The sequence below is a fragment of the Pyxidicoccus sp. M15 genome, assembly GCF_056858435.1.
In genome coordinates, this window is sequence record NZ_CM166495.1 from 8,629,823 (window position 1) to 8,643,860 (window position 14,038).

A 14,038-nucleotide genomic window follows, 5' to 3' on the forward strand; every position below is an offset into this window, starting at 1 on the left:
GCGCAAGGGTGGGCTAGAGTGTGTGCATGCGCTTCCAGCCACCGTGGGGCGGAGCCTTCCGCCTCCAGAGCTTCGTCCACCGCACGCCCGAGGCCCTGCCGCCCGCCACCGTCGAGTCCATCCGCGAGGCCATCCTCGGCTCCTCGCTGCTCGGCGACTCCAACCTGTCGGGACAGTTCTCCGGGACGTATGGCTTCTCCATCACCTTCCAGCGGGAGGCCCTGTCGGAGGTGACGGCGCTGTTCCCCGCCTTCGCGCCCTACCTGGACACGGCGCTGCTGCCGGACTGCGACACCTTCCTGCTCAACCCGCTGCTGGTGCGCGAGGGCCGCGGGGTGGGCGCGCACATCGACCGGAGCCTGGAGTTCTACGGCGCCGGCATCGGCTGTCCGGTGGCGGTGAGCGTGCTCTATGTCCAGGTGCCGGAGACGCTCTCGGGCGGAGAGCTGCGGCTGTACCACCGGGGCAACCGGGTGGCGGCGCTCAAGCCCGTGCCGCGCACGCTGGTGGTGTTCCGCGGGGACCTCACGCACGAGGTCGCCGCCATCGACGCGGGCGCCCCGGCGCTGTCGGGGGCGCGCATCAGCCTGGTGGTAGAGCAGTACCGCGTCCCGAAGTCCCTGCGGGCCGGCGTCCCGCGCTTCGAGGTTCGCACCCGCGCGGGGATGGCATGAGAGAGCTGACGATGGATGTGTGGCTGGCCCAGGGCCCGGAAGACGTCTTCGCGGCCTTCGGAGACCCCTTCCGGCTGCGCCGCTGGTACGGCGCGCCGCCCGGAGGGCACCGCACCGGGGCCACCGGCGACGTGGCGTCCGGTGAGCCGTTCCAGGTGAGCCTCATCGACGCGAGCGGTGCGCCCTTCATGCAGCGCGGGCAGATTCTCTCGGTGACGCCGGGCGAGGGGTTGGAGCTGGAGATGGCGTGGGAGGGCGGAGGGCTGGGTGCGGACGCGACGCGCGCCGCCATCGCCCTGCGGCCCGTGAATGGCGGCACGCGCGTGGAGGTGCGCCAGGGGCCCTTCTCCACCGCCGAGGCGCTGGAGGCCCACCGCGCCTGGTGGGGCGCGTGCCTGGGGCGGCTGGTCCGCGTCGCCGCCGGGGACGCCGTGCCCTGCTTCGAGGAGTTCTGGGAGGAGTCGCGCGGCTTCGTCGGGCCGCTCGGCGCGGCGGCCTACACGGTGCTCGCCGGCCTGCGGGAGGCCGGCGCTCCGGCGGAGACGGTGGCGCAGGTGGAGGAGGTGCTCTACGCGCACCTCGCCCGGCTCCCAGCGGACACGGCCGAGGCGCTGGGCGCGGTGCTGCGCTCGCGGGTGTCGGAACCGGGCTCGTAGTCCCGCGGCGCCACTAGCGCGCTTGCAGTTCGTGGAAGGTGATGCCGTCCAGCTCCAGGCGGCGCACGGCCTCCATGAACCGCACCAAGACATGGCGAGCATCACCCGCGTCTACAACCAGGGCATCGAGGACCGGGTGGCCTCCTACGAGACACCGCCAGCCTGGCGCGCCCAGCCTTCGTGCTTCAGAAGCTCCACGACGCGGGCGCGCACGTCATCGCGAATCTCGCGCACACGCTCCACGGGCTTGCCCTTGGGGTCCTCCAGCGGCCAGTCGCCGCGCTTCAACCCCGGCACGTACGGGCATGCGTCACCGCACCCCATGGTGATGAGCCACTGAGCGCCCTGGGCCAGCTCGTCTGTGAGGCGCTGGGGCCTGGCGCCCGACAGGTCGATGCCCACCTCGGCCATGGCGGCCTGGACCTCCGGGTGGACGCGCGCCCCTGGCTGAGTACCAGCGGACACGGCACGCGCCCTGTCCGGGTCCGCCAGCGCGTTGAAGAAGGCCGCCGCCATCTGCGAGCGGCCCGCGTTGTGCACACAGGCGAAGATGACCGTGTTCATCGTGAGGCCTCCGGAGCTCGTATCGGGGGACGTGCTCACAGGCCCGCCTCGTCCGGACGGGACGCTGGCGCCTTGCCGTCGAAGCGGCCGGGCAGCAGCGCGTCACGGGATTCAGGGAAGAGGCGGCGCTTGAGCCAGAGCGAAAGGTAGACGAGGGCGATGAGCGCGGGCACCTCGATGAGCGGCCCCACCACGCCGGCCAGCGCCTCACCGGAAGCCATGCCGAAGACGCCCACCGCCACCGCGATGGCCAGCTCGAAGTTGTTGCCCGCCGCCGTGAAGGACAGCGACGCCGTCTCCTCGTAGCTGAAGCCCAGCTTCCGGGAGAGGAAGAAGGCGCTGGTGAACATGATGATGAAGTAGACGACCAGCGGGAGGGAGATGCGCACCACGTCCAGCGGAAGGCGGGTGATCTTCTCCCCCTGCATCGCGAACATGAGGACGATGGTGTAGAGCAGCCCGAGCAGCGCGGTGGGCCCCAGCCGTGGCAGGAAGCGCTGCTCGTACCACTGCTCGCCCTTGAGCCGGCTGAGGCAGATGCGCGTCAGCGCGCCAGCCACCAGGGGCACGCCCAGGAAGATGAGCACGCTCCTGGCGATGCTCCACATGGACACGTCGAACGCGGTGACATCCGCGCCCAGCCAGCCGGGGATGACGGTGAGGAAGAGCCACCCCAGCACCGAGTAGAAGAGAATCTGGAAGACGGAGTTGAGGGCCACCAGCACGGCGGCCACTTCATTGCTGCCGCACGCGAGCATGTTCCAGATGAGGACCATGGCGATGCAGCGCGCCAGGCCGATGAGCACCAGGCCGTTGCGGTAGTGCGGCAGGTCCGGCAGGAAGAGCCACGCCAGCGCGAACATCAGCACCGGCCCCACCAGCCAGTTGAGCACCAGGGACGTGGTGAAGAGCTTGCCGCGCGTGTGCAGCCGACCCAGCTCGCCGTAGCGCACCTTCGCCAGCACCGGGTACATCATCCACAACAGGCCGATGGCGATGGGCAGCGACACGGTGTCCAGCTTCACCGTGTCCAGCCGCGCCCCGAGGTCCGGGAAGGCCCGGCCCAGCCCGATGCCCAGGCCCATGGCGGCGAAAATCCACACCGGCAGGAACCGGTCGATGACGGAGAGCTTCTTGACGATGCTGGCGGAAGGAGCGGCGGCGGTCATGGAAAGGCTCCTGGGTTACTTGCAGGCATTGGGGCCGCGGCTCTCGAGCAGGCGCTCGACGTCCTCGCGGAGCACATCGCGCTTGGAGAAGGCGGCGACCAGCGCCTTGAGCTGCGCCTTGCACACCTCGTCCAGCTGCGGGGCCAGTCGGTAGTAGATCCAGCTCCCGTCGCGGCGGGCCTCCACGATTCCGGCGTTCTTCAGCACGGCGAGCTGGCGGGAGGTATTCGACTGCGTCAGCCCGAGCGCGGACTCGAAGTGGCAGACGCACAGCTCCCCGTGGCTGAGGAGCGCGACGATGCGCAGGCGCGTTTCGTCCCCCAGCGCCTTGAAGAGACGGGAGGCCGAGCGGACATCCAGGGCAGCAGCGGGCAGGGACATGACGACATCACAATATGCGCATGTCCTGATTCTGGCCTGGAGTCGTTTGCAACATTCCCGCAACGGACCTGTTGCCAGGTCAGCGCAGGGCCGTCACGTGGAGGGAGGGCGTGCGAGCTTCCGTGGCGCGCTCCACCACGCGCCCCAGCCGCAGCAGCAGGTGCTCCTCGTACGGCCGCCCGGTGAGCTGCACGCCCACCGGCAGGCCCGCGCCGTCGAAGCCGGCCGGCACGGACAGCGCGGGGAAGCCCGTCAGGTTGGCCAGGCGCACGAAGCGCATCAGCGCATCCACCACCGGCAGGTTCGACTCCCCGTCCGGCAGCGTCGCCTCGGGAATCACCGGGGCCGTCGTCGCCGTCGTCGGCGTGACAAGCACATCCACGCCCGCCATGAGCGCCAGCAATTCGCGCGTCAGCTTGTGCCGGTGCCGCAGCGCATGAATCAGGTCGGTGGCGCGGAAGTGCCGGCCGATGGCGAGGTTGGTGCGCGAGTCGAGGCCGAAGTCCGCCGAGCGCGACTTCACGTGAGGAAGCATCGCCTCCGCCATCTCGCTCAGGATGATGCAGCTGTGCGTCCACAGAATCGTGTTCAGGTCCGGGGCGGGAATCTCCACCACCCGGGCCCCCGCGTCGGTGAGCGCCCGCACCGCCTCCTTGCAGCGCGCCACCACGTCCGCGTCCGCGTCCTCGAAGTACGGCCAGCAGATGCCGAGCCGCACGCCGGACAGGTCCGCGCTCTCATAGCCCGACAGGTGGTGCGGCGGCTGCGTCTGCGAGACGACGTCACGCCCGTCCGGCCCGGCGATGAGCGCGTACATCGCGGCGACGTCATCCACGGTGAGCCCCATGGGCCCCACGTGGGCCACGTTCCAGCACAGCGGCGGCACCCCCGTCTCGGGGATGCGGCCCCACGTCGCCTTGAGGCCGACGATGCCGCACAGGGCCGCGGGGATGCGCACGGAGCCACCGCCGTCCGCGCCGATGCTCAGCGGGCACAGGCCCGCGGCCACGACGGCGCCCGAGCCGCTGGAGCTGCCTCCGGTGATGTGGCCCCGGTTCCACGGGTTGCGCGCGGCACCGTGGTGCGGGTTCAACCCGATGGGGTTGATGCCAATCTCGTTCATGTTGGCCTTGCCGAGGATGAGCGCCCCGGCGGCCTTGAGGCGCGCGGCCACCGTCGAGTCCGCGGCGGCCATCTGGTTGCGGAACTTCGTCCCCAGCGTGGTGGGAAAGCCGGCCAGGTCCACCTCGTCCTTGAGCACCACGGGGACGCCGTCGAGCACGCTCAACGGGCGCCCCGCGCGCAGCCGCTCCGCCGAAGCCTCCGCGGCCCGCAGCACCTCGTCCGGCTTGCGCGCGACGAAGAGGCCCAGGCGCTCCCTCCCGTCATCCAGCTTCTGGATGGCCTCGTGAATCCGCCGGACCACGGCCACGGGGTCCGCACCGCCCTCGCGGTAGGCACGCGCGTAGGCCGCGACTGTCTCGCGCTCCTTCGGCACGAGGGACGCGGCGACGGCGCGCGAGGCCTGCTCCTGGGGCGTCTGGACCTGGGCCGCGGGCTCGCCGTGCGGCAACGGAAGCTGGACGGGCGGCGCGTCACCCGCGGACAGCTCGCGCCAGCGCTCGATGCCGCTGTCGCGCACCAGCTTCTCCAGCACCACGGAGCCAACCCCGCTCTCCAGCGTGTTGACGAAGGCCTTGAGCGCCATGCCGGAAACACGGGGCGCCTTCACCGGGCTGCGTTGGTAGGTCATGAGGCGAGACACTACCGCTGTCGGGGCTCCGCCGCGCGCGGTGCGCCCCGGCCCGGAGCTGCGCGGGCCGGGGGGCCTGCTTCAGGACGGGCTGGAGTCGGGGACTGGCTCGGGCGCCGGGCCGTCGGGCACCTTCGCACCCTTCAGCGACGGCAGGTAGTAGCGGTCCAGGAAGTCCTGCTTGTAGTCGCGGTACGAGGTGATGGCGCCCATCCACGCCCAGGAGCGGATGAAGAGCCACGCCGGGTCGAACTGATACGGCAGGAAGCCGGCGCGCGCGCCGCTGGGATACAGGTGGTGGTTGTTGTGCCACTCACCCGTGATGAGTCCCGGCCAGCACTGGTTGATGGACCGGTCGCGCGTGTTGAAGTCGATCCCCTCGCGCCGGCGGTCCTTGCCGCCGCCATGCCCGTCGAAGTTGTACGTGCGCACGCCGATGGCCCACACCCCGGCCCAGCCGAAGAGGGCCAGCGCCAGCGCGTGCCCGCCGATGAGGAAGAACGCGCCGTACCAGAACGCCCAATTGAGGGCGAAGTGCAGCACCGTATACCCCGGATGGCACAGCGAGCCCCAGCGCTGGTACTGCTCGTAGCTGTTGAGGCGCACGCCCGTGTGCTTCATCAACTTGCAGAGCTGGGCGTAGTCCTTGCGGTCCAGGTCCTTGTTGATGGCCTGGTGATTCACATCCGCCAGGAAGCAGTAGAGCCAGCCCGCGCGCGCGTTGTACGGGTCCCCAGGCTGCTCCGCGAAGCTGTGGTGGACGTGGTGCGAGACGACGTACGCCTCCTCCACCACGATTTTGATGACCAGGTTGCGGCACAGCTCGCGGAAGAACGCGTTCTTGAACTGGTAGGCGCCGTGGGTGGAGTAGCGGTGGAACCAGACGGTTCCGTGCGTCCCGATGACCACCATGCTGTAGACGAAGCCCGCGGCCATCAGCCACCAACTGAAGTGGTGGGTGAGGAAGAGGACGAGCGGAATGCCGAAGCTGAGACTCGTCACCCAGGCGAAGAGCCCCAACCAGTTCTTCCGGGAGCGGGTGACGTTGAGCCGGGAGAAGAACTCGGTGGTGAGTTCCCGGTGGGTCGGCACGTAGAGCTTGCCGTCACGCTCATAGCCGTAGCTGGGAGGGTCGAGGATGCGATCCAGAAAAGCCATTCATCTCCTTCTGCTTGCGGCCAGTCCCGCGACAGGGGTGTGGTGGCGGGGCGCCTGGCTGCATCGCCTCCACACCCGACAGATGTCCGTCACGTTGGGGAGCCCGGACTCTCTCACACTCCGGGCGAAACCGCTTGGACCGAACGATTGTCCCGTCCCAAGCAGGGCGTCCTGCCACGAAACACCAGCAACCGTGCCATGTGTCACCCCGGACGAGCGACGCAGGGTGTTACGAGGGCGAAATGAACGAAGAGCAGATGCGACGGGGAGCTGGGGGTGGGCAGGTGGATGGAGCGCTCGTAGCCACGCTCGAGGGCACCCTGCGCGAGCGCTTCGGGCTGACGGACTTCCGGCCCGGCCAGCGCGAGGTGCTCACGGCGCTGCTGGGGCCCGGGGCGGCGGCGCTCGCCGTCTTCCCCACGGGCGGCGGCAAGTCGCTCTGCTACCAGCTTCCGGCGCTGCTGCTGGAGGGCGTCACGGTGGTGGTGTCCCCGCTCATCGCGCTGATGAAGGACCAGATTGACGCACTCGGACGCAGGGGCATCCGCGCCGCGAGGCTGGACTCGTCCCTGTCCCTGGAGGAGTCGCGCGAGGTGACGGAGGCCCTGCGCGGTGGGGCGCTGAAGCTGCTCTACGTGGCGCCCGAGCGCTTCAACAACGAGCGCTTCACCGCGCTGCTGCGCGAGCTGCGCATCTCCCTCTTCGCGGTGGATGAGGCGCACTGCGTCTCCGAGTGGGGACACAACTTCCGCCCGGACTACCTCAAGCTGGCGCAGGCGGCGCGGGAGCTCGGGGCCGAGCGCATCCTCGCGCTCACCGCCACGGCGACGCCCGCGGTGGTGCGCGACATCTGCCAGGGCTTCGCCATTCCCGACGAGAATGCCGTCGTCACCGGCTTCTACCGGGAGAACCTCACGCTGGAGACGACGCCGGTGCGCGCCGACGCGCGGGACGCGCTGCTCGTCGAGCGGCTGAAGTCGCGTCCGCCCGGGCCCACCATCGTCTACGTCACGCTGCAGAAGACGGCGGAGCGCGTGGCGGAAGCCCTCACCGCGGAGGGGCTCCCCGCGAGTGCCTACCACGCCGGCCTGGAGTCCGGGGACCGCGAGCGCGTGCAGGAGGCGTGGATGGCCTCGGGGCGCGGCATCGTGGTGGCCACCATCGCCTTCGGCATGGGCATCGACAAGGCGGACGTGCGCGCCGTGTACCACTACAACCTGCCCAAGGGCCTGGAGAGCTACAGCCAGGAGGTGGGCCGCGCGGGCCGCGACGGCGCGCCGTCCGTGGTGGAGCTGTTCGCCTGCCCCGAGGACGTGCCCACCCTGGAGAACTTCTCCCACGGGGACATGCCCACGCCGGAGGCGCTGCGGGGGCTGGTGACGGAGGTGCTCGCGGGAGGCCCCGAGCTCCACGTCGACCTGTACGCGCTGTCCAACCGGCACGACTTGCGGCCGCTCGTGCTGCGCACCGCGCTGACGTACCTGGAGCTGGAGGGCGTGCTGCGCCAGGGGACGCCCTTCTACGCGGGCTACAAGGTGCAGCCGCTCGTGCCGCTGGAGGAGTTGGTGGGGCGCTTCCAGGGAGAGCGGGCGAAGTTCGTGCAGGACGTGTTCGCCAAGGCGAAGAAGGGGCGCACCTGGTACTCGCTGGACCCGGCCGAGGTCTCCGAGGCGCTCGGCCAGCCCCGGGAGCGGGTGGTGAAGGCGCTCGACTACCTTCAGGAGCAGGGCCTGGCGCAGACGCAGGTCTCCGAGCCCCGCCAGCGCTACACGCGGCTGCGCCCCCGCGAGGACGGCCCGGCGCTGGTGGCGCTGCTGCTCCAGCGCTTCCAGCAGCGCGAGGCCCAGGAGGTGGCGCGCGTGCAGGAGGTGCTCCGGCTCGTCACGCACGACGGCTGCCAGAGCAACGCCCTGGTCGCCCACTTCGGCCAGCGGCGCGAGCGCCCCTGCGGGCACTGCACCTGGTGCCGCACCGGCGTGGCCCGGGTGCTGCCCGCGCCGCGTCCCCGGCCTCCCCTTCCCGCCGGCCTGGACGTGGCCGCCTTCCGCGCGCTGGCCTCGAAGCACCCGGAGGCGCTCGGCCATCCACGACAGGCGGCGCGCTTCCTGTGCGGGCTGAGCAGCCCCGCGCTCTCGCGCGCAAAGCTGGGCAACCACAAGCTCTTCGGCGCCCTGGAGGACCGGCCCTTCGCCGAGGTGCTCGGCTTCTGTGAGGCGCTGCCTTCACCCTCCGTGTGAGCCGAGAGGGCGGCGTCGAGAGTGTCCCTCCCCTTCTGGTACCTTCACGTCTCCCCGAAGTCCTTGAAGGAGCCGGAAGACATGAAAAGACATCCTGGACAGGTGATGACGCGTGCGGCGCTGGCGGTGCTGGTGCTGGGCCCGGTGGCGGCGGGCGCGGTGAGCCAGAAGCTGCGGTACCGCTTCGAGGCGGTGTCCAACCCCGTGACGACGGTGGTGGACGACAGCGGCAAGGGCCACACGGGCACGGTCCAGACGGCCAATGGCGGCGCGGTGGTGCCGGTGACGGGCTACGAGGGCCAGGGCGTGCAGTTTCCCGCGGTGTGCACGGGCACCAGCTGCCCGCACGCCAACCTCAGCGCGGCGGACGCCGCGGACCTGAACCCCGGCACGGCCCTGTTCACCTTCGGCCTGCGGGTCCGCCTGACGCTCGCGGACCTGACGGCGGACCACGGCTCCAACCTGGTGCAGAAGGGGCTGTCCACGACGGCCCAGTGGAAGCTGCAGCTCGACGACGCCGTCACCGGCAAGCCGAGCTGCGTGGTGCGCACCACGGGCGGCGCCCAGGTCATCATCGTCAAGTCGTCGGTGGGCGTGGCGGATGGCACCTGGCACAAGGTCTCCTGCCAGCGCACCAGCACCACGCTGACCATCCTCGTCGACAACGTCGCCCGGGGCAGCGCGCTCATCTCCTCCACCTACGACATCAGCCCGGTGGGCCAGCCGGTCGGCATCGGCGCCAAGAGCACGGGCAGCAACAACGACCAGTTCCACGGCGCCATCGACGACGTGTACTTCAACATCGACTGAGCGGGCGTCACCGCTCCCTCAATCAGGCGCAAGAAGCGGGCTGCCCTGGAACGGGCTCTCCCCTATCCGTAGCAGGGCGATGGGCGCTGGTGCCCATCGCCTCCGGATGGAGAGAGCCGACATGACGACGCGTCTGATTGATTCCCTGGCGAAGTACCACCTGCTCGGCCAGACGGGCCTGCGGGTCAGCCCGCTGGCCCTGGGCACGATGACCTTCGGCACCGACTGGGGCTGGGGGAATACCGAGGAGGACTCGCACCGCCTCCTGGCGCGCTACCTGGAGGCGGGCGGCAACTTCATCGACACGGCGGATGCGTACACCTCCGGCTCCAGCGAGCGCATCATCGGCGACTTCTTCGCGAAGCAGGGCGGCAGGCAGCGGGCCGTGCTCACCACCAAGTTCTCCGCGAATCTCTCCCCCGGCGACCCGAACGCCGGAGGCAACAGCCGCAAGCACATCCTGGGTGCGCTCGAAGGCTCGCTGCGGCGCCTCAAGACGGACTACGTGGACGTGTACTGGCTGCACGTCTGGGACGGCCTGACGCCCGTGGAGGAGGTGATGCAGACGCTCACCGGCCTCGTGCGCGAGGGCAAGGTGCGCTACCTCGGCTTCTCCGACGTGCCCGCGTGGTACTTCGCCCGCGCGCAGACACTGGCGGAGCGCCATGGCTGGGAGAAGGTGGCCGCGCTGCAACTGGAGTACTCGCTCGCGGAGCGCAGCATCGAGCGCGAGCACCTCCCCGCCGCGCTCGCGATGGGGGCCGCCATCACCCCGTGGAGCCCGCTGGCCGGTGGGCTCCTGACGGGCAAGTACACGCGCGAGGGCACGAAGCCGAAGGGAGACGGGCGCGCCCATGCCCTGCTGGCCAGCGGCAACCCCGTGGCGGACAAGTTCCTCCAGGAGCGCCCGTGGCGCATCGTCCAGGAGTTGGTCGCCGTGGCGAAGGAGGTGGAGCGCACGCCCGCCCAGGTGGCGCTCAACTGGGTGGCGACGCGCCCGGGCGTGGTCTCCACCCTCATCGGCGCGAGCCGGCTGGAGCAACTGGAGGACAACCTGCGCGCGCTCGACTTCACGCTGCCACCCGCGCTCTCCGCCCGGCTGGAGGCCGCGAGCCGCCCCGAGCCCGTCACGCCGTACGTGTTCTTCGAGAACCCCTTCTTCACCCGGGGAATGCTCGCGGGCAACACCACGGTGCGCGCGGAGCCCGACGGCTTCCGGGGCCCGCTGCAGGGGGCGTGAGCGTCAGGCGGACTTTCTTCATGTCTCCGCGACCGTCCGAAACCCCTCGGGGGTCATGGGGACATGAAGAAACATCTCCTGACATTCCTGTGGACCACGCTGTCCGGACTGGCGCTGGTGGGCTGCGCCGAACCCGTGAAGTCCTCCGGGTCGCGCCGGGTCCCCGGCCGATACATCGTCATGTTGAAGCCGGGCCCGGCGGGCGCGCGCGTCCAGGCGGCGAGCGTGCGGCGGCAGGCGCTGGACGTCGCCCGCAAGCATGAAGCACGGGTGACGCGCACCTACGAGCACGTGCTGCATGGCTTCGTGGCGGACCTCTCCGAGGAACGCGTGGCCGCCCTGCGCGCGGACCCCGCCGTGGCGCTCATCGAGCAGGACGCCTACGTCCGCCTGTCGTCGGTCCAGGGGGGCCCCAGCTGGGGACTGGACCGCATCGACCAGGAGGACCTGCCGCTGGATGGCGTCCACCGCTCCACGCTGACGGGGGCGGGAGTCCATGCCTATGTCATCGACACCGGCGTCCGCCGGACGCACACCGAGTTCCAGGGTCGGCTCGGTGACGGGTACGACGCGGCGGAGCCGGGCGGCTCGGCGGAGGACTGCGACGGCCACGGCACCCACGTGGCGGGAACGCTGGGTGGCAGCACCTGGGGCGTGGCCCGGGGCGTGACGCTGCACCCCGTGCGCGTCCTGGACTGCGAGGGCGAGGGCACCGTGTCCAGCGTCATCGCGGGTCTGGACTGGGTGGCGGCCCACCATGTCGCGCCCGCGGTGGCCAACCTGAGCATGGGCTTCGAGCCCTCGGAGGCGATGGACCAGGCCGTCCGCGACCTCATCTCCTCGGGAGTCACCACCGTGGTGGCCGCGGGCAACGACAACGTCGATGCGTGCAACGAGTCCCCCGCCCGCACCGCCGAGGCCCTCTCCGTGGGCGCCACCAACGACACGGATGAGCGGGCGGCCTTCTCCAACTACGGGCGCTGCGTGGACCTCTTCGCGCCGGGGCAGGACATCACCTCGGCGTGGAGCTCCGATGACACCGCCACCGAGGTGCTCGAAGGGACGTCCATGGCCGCTCCCCATGTGGCCGGCGCGGCGGCGCTCTACCTGGAGACCCACCCCTCCGCGACGCCGGAGCAGGTGGCCGCGGCGCTCACCGGCTCGGCCATGCCGGGCCGCCTGTCCCTCGCCGGACGGGGCTCTCCCAACCTGCTGCTGCACACGGGCACGCCACCGGCCTCCGGTGACGCACGGCCTCCGCGGGTGTGGCTCGTCGTCGCGGGCGCGCCGGCGAGGCTACAGGACACCGTGCACGTGTTTGCCGCCGCGTTCGACGACGTCGCCATCCACCGCGTGGACTTCTGGGTCAACGGCGAGCTGCGCGGCAGTGACACGTCCGCGCCCTACGCCTTCACCTGGGACACCCGGCGGGAGCTGAACGGCCCCGGGGTGCTGGAGGCCCGCGCGTACGACACCGCGTACAACCTCCGCCGGAGTCCCGCTGTCTCCGTCGTCGTGAGCAACCCCGGCATCGCCGACCCGGACCCGGTGCTCCTGGCGCCGAGGTGCGACGCCGTGGGCGCGTCCTGCGACACCGGGGTATTGGTGCGGGGCTCCGGACTCGTGGGCCCCGAGCTCCACGCACCCAACACGCTGGCCTCGAGCTGTCCGGACGGTGACTTCGGTTCCTATCTGCTGACCGAGGCCCTGGAGGGGCTGCGCATCGCCACCACGGATGGCCGGCCGCTCGCGCCTGGACGGCAGGTGACTGTCACCGCCAGCGTCTGGGCCCTCATGCCCGACCTGGATGTGCTGGACCTCTTCCACGCGCCGGATGCGCACCATCCCGCCTGGACGCACCTCGGAAGGTTGGCGGCGACAGCACCTGGAGCGCAGGAGCTCTCCGCCACCTTCACCCTTCCCGCCGGTGGCGTGCAGGCCATCCGGGGAGTCTTCGGCCTTCTCTACTTCCAGGGCGTGGCGAGCTGCGCGCCGGGCGGGTACGTGGACCACGATGACCTGGTCTTCGCCGTGGGCGGGAGACACACCGCCCCTCGCTGAGCGCGCCCACCGCGCCGGGGTCGCCGTCCACGGGCCCTACCCCTTCATGCCCGGTGCGGCCCCCGAGCGTCCGCGCTGGAGCAGCTTCAGGTAGACGGCCCGCACCTCGCCCCGGGCGCCCAGTGCCCGCAGGTTCTGCGCGCAGCCGCTCACCGCGCGCCCGAGCATCACCGCGTCCGCCGGGGGACGCAGGCGCAGGAAGTCTCCGGCCCGGCGCAGGCCGAGCGCCCGGATGTCCGGCACCGTGGTGTCCCGCGCGTAGTCGTAGACCTCCGCGCGCAGGGGCCGGGCGGCAATCTCCATCAACTCCGCGAGCAGGCTCCGCGCCGTGGCCTCGTCGGTGTCCACCACGAAGCCCGCGGCGCGCACGCCGGCCAGCACGTCATAGGGCTCCCCGCGCAGCTCGGTGGCCAGGAAGGACTGGATGATGTGGACGAAGTCCTCGCGGAAGGACTTCACGCAGCCGAAGTCGAGCAGGGCCAGCCGCCCGTCCCCGGTGACGAGGAAGTTGCCCGGGTTCGGGTCCGCGTGGATGCGCGCCGCCGAGTAGAACGGGCCATGCACGGCGCGGATGAGCTGCTCGCTGACGCGCCAGCGCGCGTCCGCGTCCGGGTTCGACTCGATGAACTGCTGCAGCGTCTGCCCCCGCACCCGAGTGAGGCACAGGACGCGCGACGACGAGCGCTCGGCAACGGGCTCGGGCACGAGCAGGTCCGCCTCGGACGCGAACAGCTCCCGGAAGCCCCGGGCGCGCTGCGCCTCCAGCACGTAGTCCGTCTCCAGGTGGATTTCCCGGCGCAGCTCCTCCACGTAGGTGCTGCCGTCGAGCAGCTTCGAGGTGAGCCCCGCCGCGCGCACCATCAGCGCGATGTTGGCGAAGTCCGCATCCACCGCCTCGGCGATGCCGGGGTACTGCACCTTGAGCACCACCTCGCGCCCATCGTGCAGCCGGGCCGCGTGCACCTGCCCCAGGGACGCGGCGGCCAGGGGCGCGGGGTCGAACTCGGCGAACAGCCGCTCGGGCGGAGCGCCCAGCTCGTCCTCGATGATGGCGACGATTTCCTCCGAGTCGAGCGGCGGCGCGCTGCTCTGCAGGCGGGCGGCGATGTTCCGCAGCTCGGGCGGGAGCGCATCCACGTCCATGGAGAGCGCCTGGCCGAGCTTCATCGCCGCGCCCTTCATCTCCCCGAGCGCCTGGACGACATGGCCGAGCGTGGAGCGCTCGGCCTCCGCCACATCCGCGCCCGCCACCTTGCGCAAGGCGCGCATGGCCAGCCCCGCGGAGCCCCGGGCGGAGAGCGCGGCCACCCTGCCGAGCCTGGCAAGCCGACCGAC

At 71.1% G+C, this 14,038-nt stretch carries 12 protein-coding genes; 6 read left to right on the top strand and 6 right to left on the bottom strand.

Features of this window, described 5'->3' with window-relative positions:
• Positions 1-26: 26 nt before the first annotated feature.
• Both ACX9TP_RS31930 and ACX9TP_RS31935 read left to right on the top strand, forming a co-directional pair.
• A complete protein-coding gene (locus ACX9TP_RS31930; RefSeq protein WP_482974421.1) occupies positions 27-674 on the top strand; it encodes a 2OG-Fe(II) oxygenase in 648 nt (215 codons plus the stop codon).
• Positions 671-1,330 (top strand): SRPBCC family protein, encoded by a 660-nt coding sequence (locus tag ACX9TP_RS31935; protein ID WP_482974422.1) that lies wholly within the window; start codon positions 671-673, stop codon positions 1,328-1,330. The genes ACX9TP_RS31930 and ACX9TP_RS31935 overlap by 4 nt, the downstream gene beginning before the upstream one ends.
• Positions 1,331-1,474: 144 nt before the next feature.
• Here ACX9TP_RS31935 and ACX9TP_RS31940 read toward each other — a convergent pair whose 3' ends face one another.
• From ACX9TP_RS31940 to ACX9TP_RS31960, 5 genes are all read right to left on the bottom strand, one after another.
• A complete protein-coding gene (locus ACX9TP_RS31940; RefSeq protein ID WP_482974423.1) occupies positions 1,475-1,894 on the bottom strand; it encodes an arsenate reductase ArsC in 420 nt (139 codons plus the stop codon).
• 35 nt (positions 1,895-1,929) lie between these two features.
• Positions 1,930-3,063 carry an ACR3 family arsenite efflux transporter gene (gene arsB, locus ACX9TP_RS31945; protein ID WP_482974424.1) on the bottom strand — a complete coding sequence of 378 codons (1,134 nt, stop codon included), beginning with the start codon at positions 3,061-3,063 and terminating at the stop codon, positions 1,930-1,932.
• Positions 3,064-3,078: 15 nt separating this feature from the next.
• Positions 3,079-3,444, bottom strand: coding sequence for an ArsR/SmtB family transcription factor (locus ACX9TP_RS31950; protein ID WP_482974425.1), 366 nt, complete (start codon positions 3,442-3,444; stop codon positions 3,079-3,081).
• Positions 3,445-3,523: 79 nt separating this feature from the next.
• Positions 3,524-5,197 carry an amidase gene (locus ACX9TP_RS31955; protein WP_482974426.1) on the bottom strand — a complete coding sequence of 558 codons (1,674 nt, stop codon included), beginning with the start codon at positions 5,195-5,197 and terminating at the stop codon, positions 3,524-3,526.
• Between the two features lie 81 nt (positions 5,198-5,278).
• Positions 5,279-6,355 (bottom strand): fatty acid desaturase, encoded by a 1,077-nt coding sequence (locus tag ACX9TP_RS31960; protein ID WP_482974427.1) that lies wholly within the window; start codon positions 6,353-6,355, stop codon positions 5,279-5,281.
• A 242-nt stretch (positions 6,356-6,597) separates the two neighbouring features.
• Between ACX9TP_RS31960 and ACX9TP_RS31965 the strand changes: the two genes are divergently transcribed.
• From ACX9TP_RS31965 to ACX9TP_RS31980, 4 genes are all read left to right on the top strand, one after another.
• Entirely contained in the window at positions 6,598-8,592 is a 1,995-nt protein-coding gene (locus ACX9TP_RS31965) for a RecQ family ATP-dependent DNA helicase (RefSeq protein WP_482974428.1), read from the top strand.
• Positions 8,593-8,673: 81 nt separating this feature from the next.
• Positions 8,674-9,402, top strand: coding sequence for a laminin G domain-containing protein (locus tag ACX9TP_RS31970; RefSeq protein ID WP_482974429.1), 729 nt, complete (start codon positions 8,674-8,676; stop codon positions 9,400-9,402).
• Between the two features lie 121 nt (positions 9,403-9,523).
• A complete protein-coding gene (locus ACX9TP_RS31975; RefSeq protein ID WP_482974430.1) occupies positions 9,524-10,642 on the top strand; it encodes an aldo/keto reductase in 1,119 nt (372 codons plus the stop codon).
• Positions 10,643-10,705: 63 nt separating this feature from the next.
• On the top strand, positions 10,706-12,703 hold the full coding sequence (locus ACX9TP_RS31980; protein ID WP_482974431.1) for a S8 family serine peptidase: 1,998 nt from the start codon (positions 10,706-10,708) through the stop codon (positions 12,701-12,703).
• 36 nt (positions 12,704-12,739) lie between these two features.
• Here the strand turns inward: ACX9TP_RS31980 and ACX9TP_RS31985 are convergent, their stop codons facing one another.
• The gene (locus tag ACX9TP_RS31985) at positions 12,740-14,011 is read right to left on the bottom strand and encodes an ABC1 kinase family protein (protein ID WP_482974432.1); all 1,272 of its coding nucleotides are present in this window, start codon (positions 14,009-14,011) and stop codon (positions 12,740-12,742) included.
• Between the last annotated feature and the right edge of the window lie 27 nt (positions 14,012-14,038).

Excerpts from the sequence above, each read along its gene's own strand:
- ACX9TP_RS31930 (WP_482974421.1), top strand. The coding sequence starts at position 27 with ATGCGCTTCCAGCCACCGTGGGGCGGAGCCTTCCGCCTCCAGAGCTTC.
- ACX9TP_RS31935 (WP_482974422.1), top strand. The coding sequence starts at position 671 with ATGAGAGAGCTGACGATGGATGTGTGGCTGGCCCAGGGCCCGGAAGAC.
- ACX9TP_RS31940 (WP_482974423.1), bottom strand. The coding sequence starts at position 1,894 with ATGAACACGGTCATCTTCGCCTGTGTGCACAACGCGGGCCGCTCGCAG.
- arsB (WP_482974424.1), bottom strand. The coding sequence starts at position 3,063 with ATGACCGCCGCCGCTCCTTCCGCCAGCATCGTCAAGAAGCTCTCCGTC.
- ACX9TP_RS31950 (WP_482974425.1), bottom strand. The coding sequence starts at position 3,444 with ATGTCCCTGCCCGCTGCTGCCCTGGATGTCCGCTCGGCCTCCCGTCTC.
- ACX9TP_RS31955 (WP_482974426.1), bottom strand. The coding sequence starts at position 5,197 with ATGACCTACCAACGCAGCCCGGTGAAGGCGCCCCGTGTTTCCGGCATG.
- ACX9TP_RS31960 (WP_482974427.1), bottom strand. The coding sequence starts at position 6,355 with ATGGCTTTTCTGGATCGCATCCTCGACCCTCCCAGCTACGGCTATGAG.
- ACX9TP_RS31965 (WP_482974428.1), top strand. The coding sequence starts at position 6,598 with ATGAACGAAGAGCAGATGCGACGGGGAGCTGGGGGTGGGCAGGTGGAT.
- ACX9TP_RS31970 (WP_482974429.1), top strand. The coding sequence starts at position 8,674 with ATGAAAAGACATCCTGGACAGGTGATGACGCGTGCGGCGCTGGCGGTG.
- ACX9TP_RS31975 (WP_482974430.1), top strand. The coding sequence starts at position 9,524 with ATGACGACGCGTCTGATTGATTCCCTGGCGAAGTACCACCTGCTCGGC.
- ACX9TP_RS31980 (WP_482974431.1), top strand. The coding sequence starts at position 10,706 with ATGAAGAAACATCTCCTGACATTCCTGTGGACCACGCTGTCCGGACTG.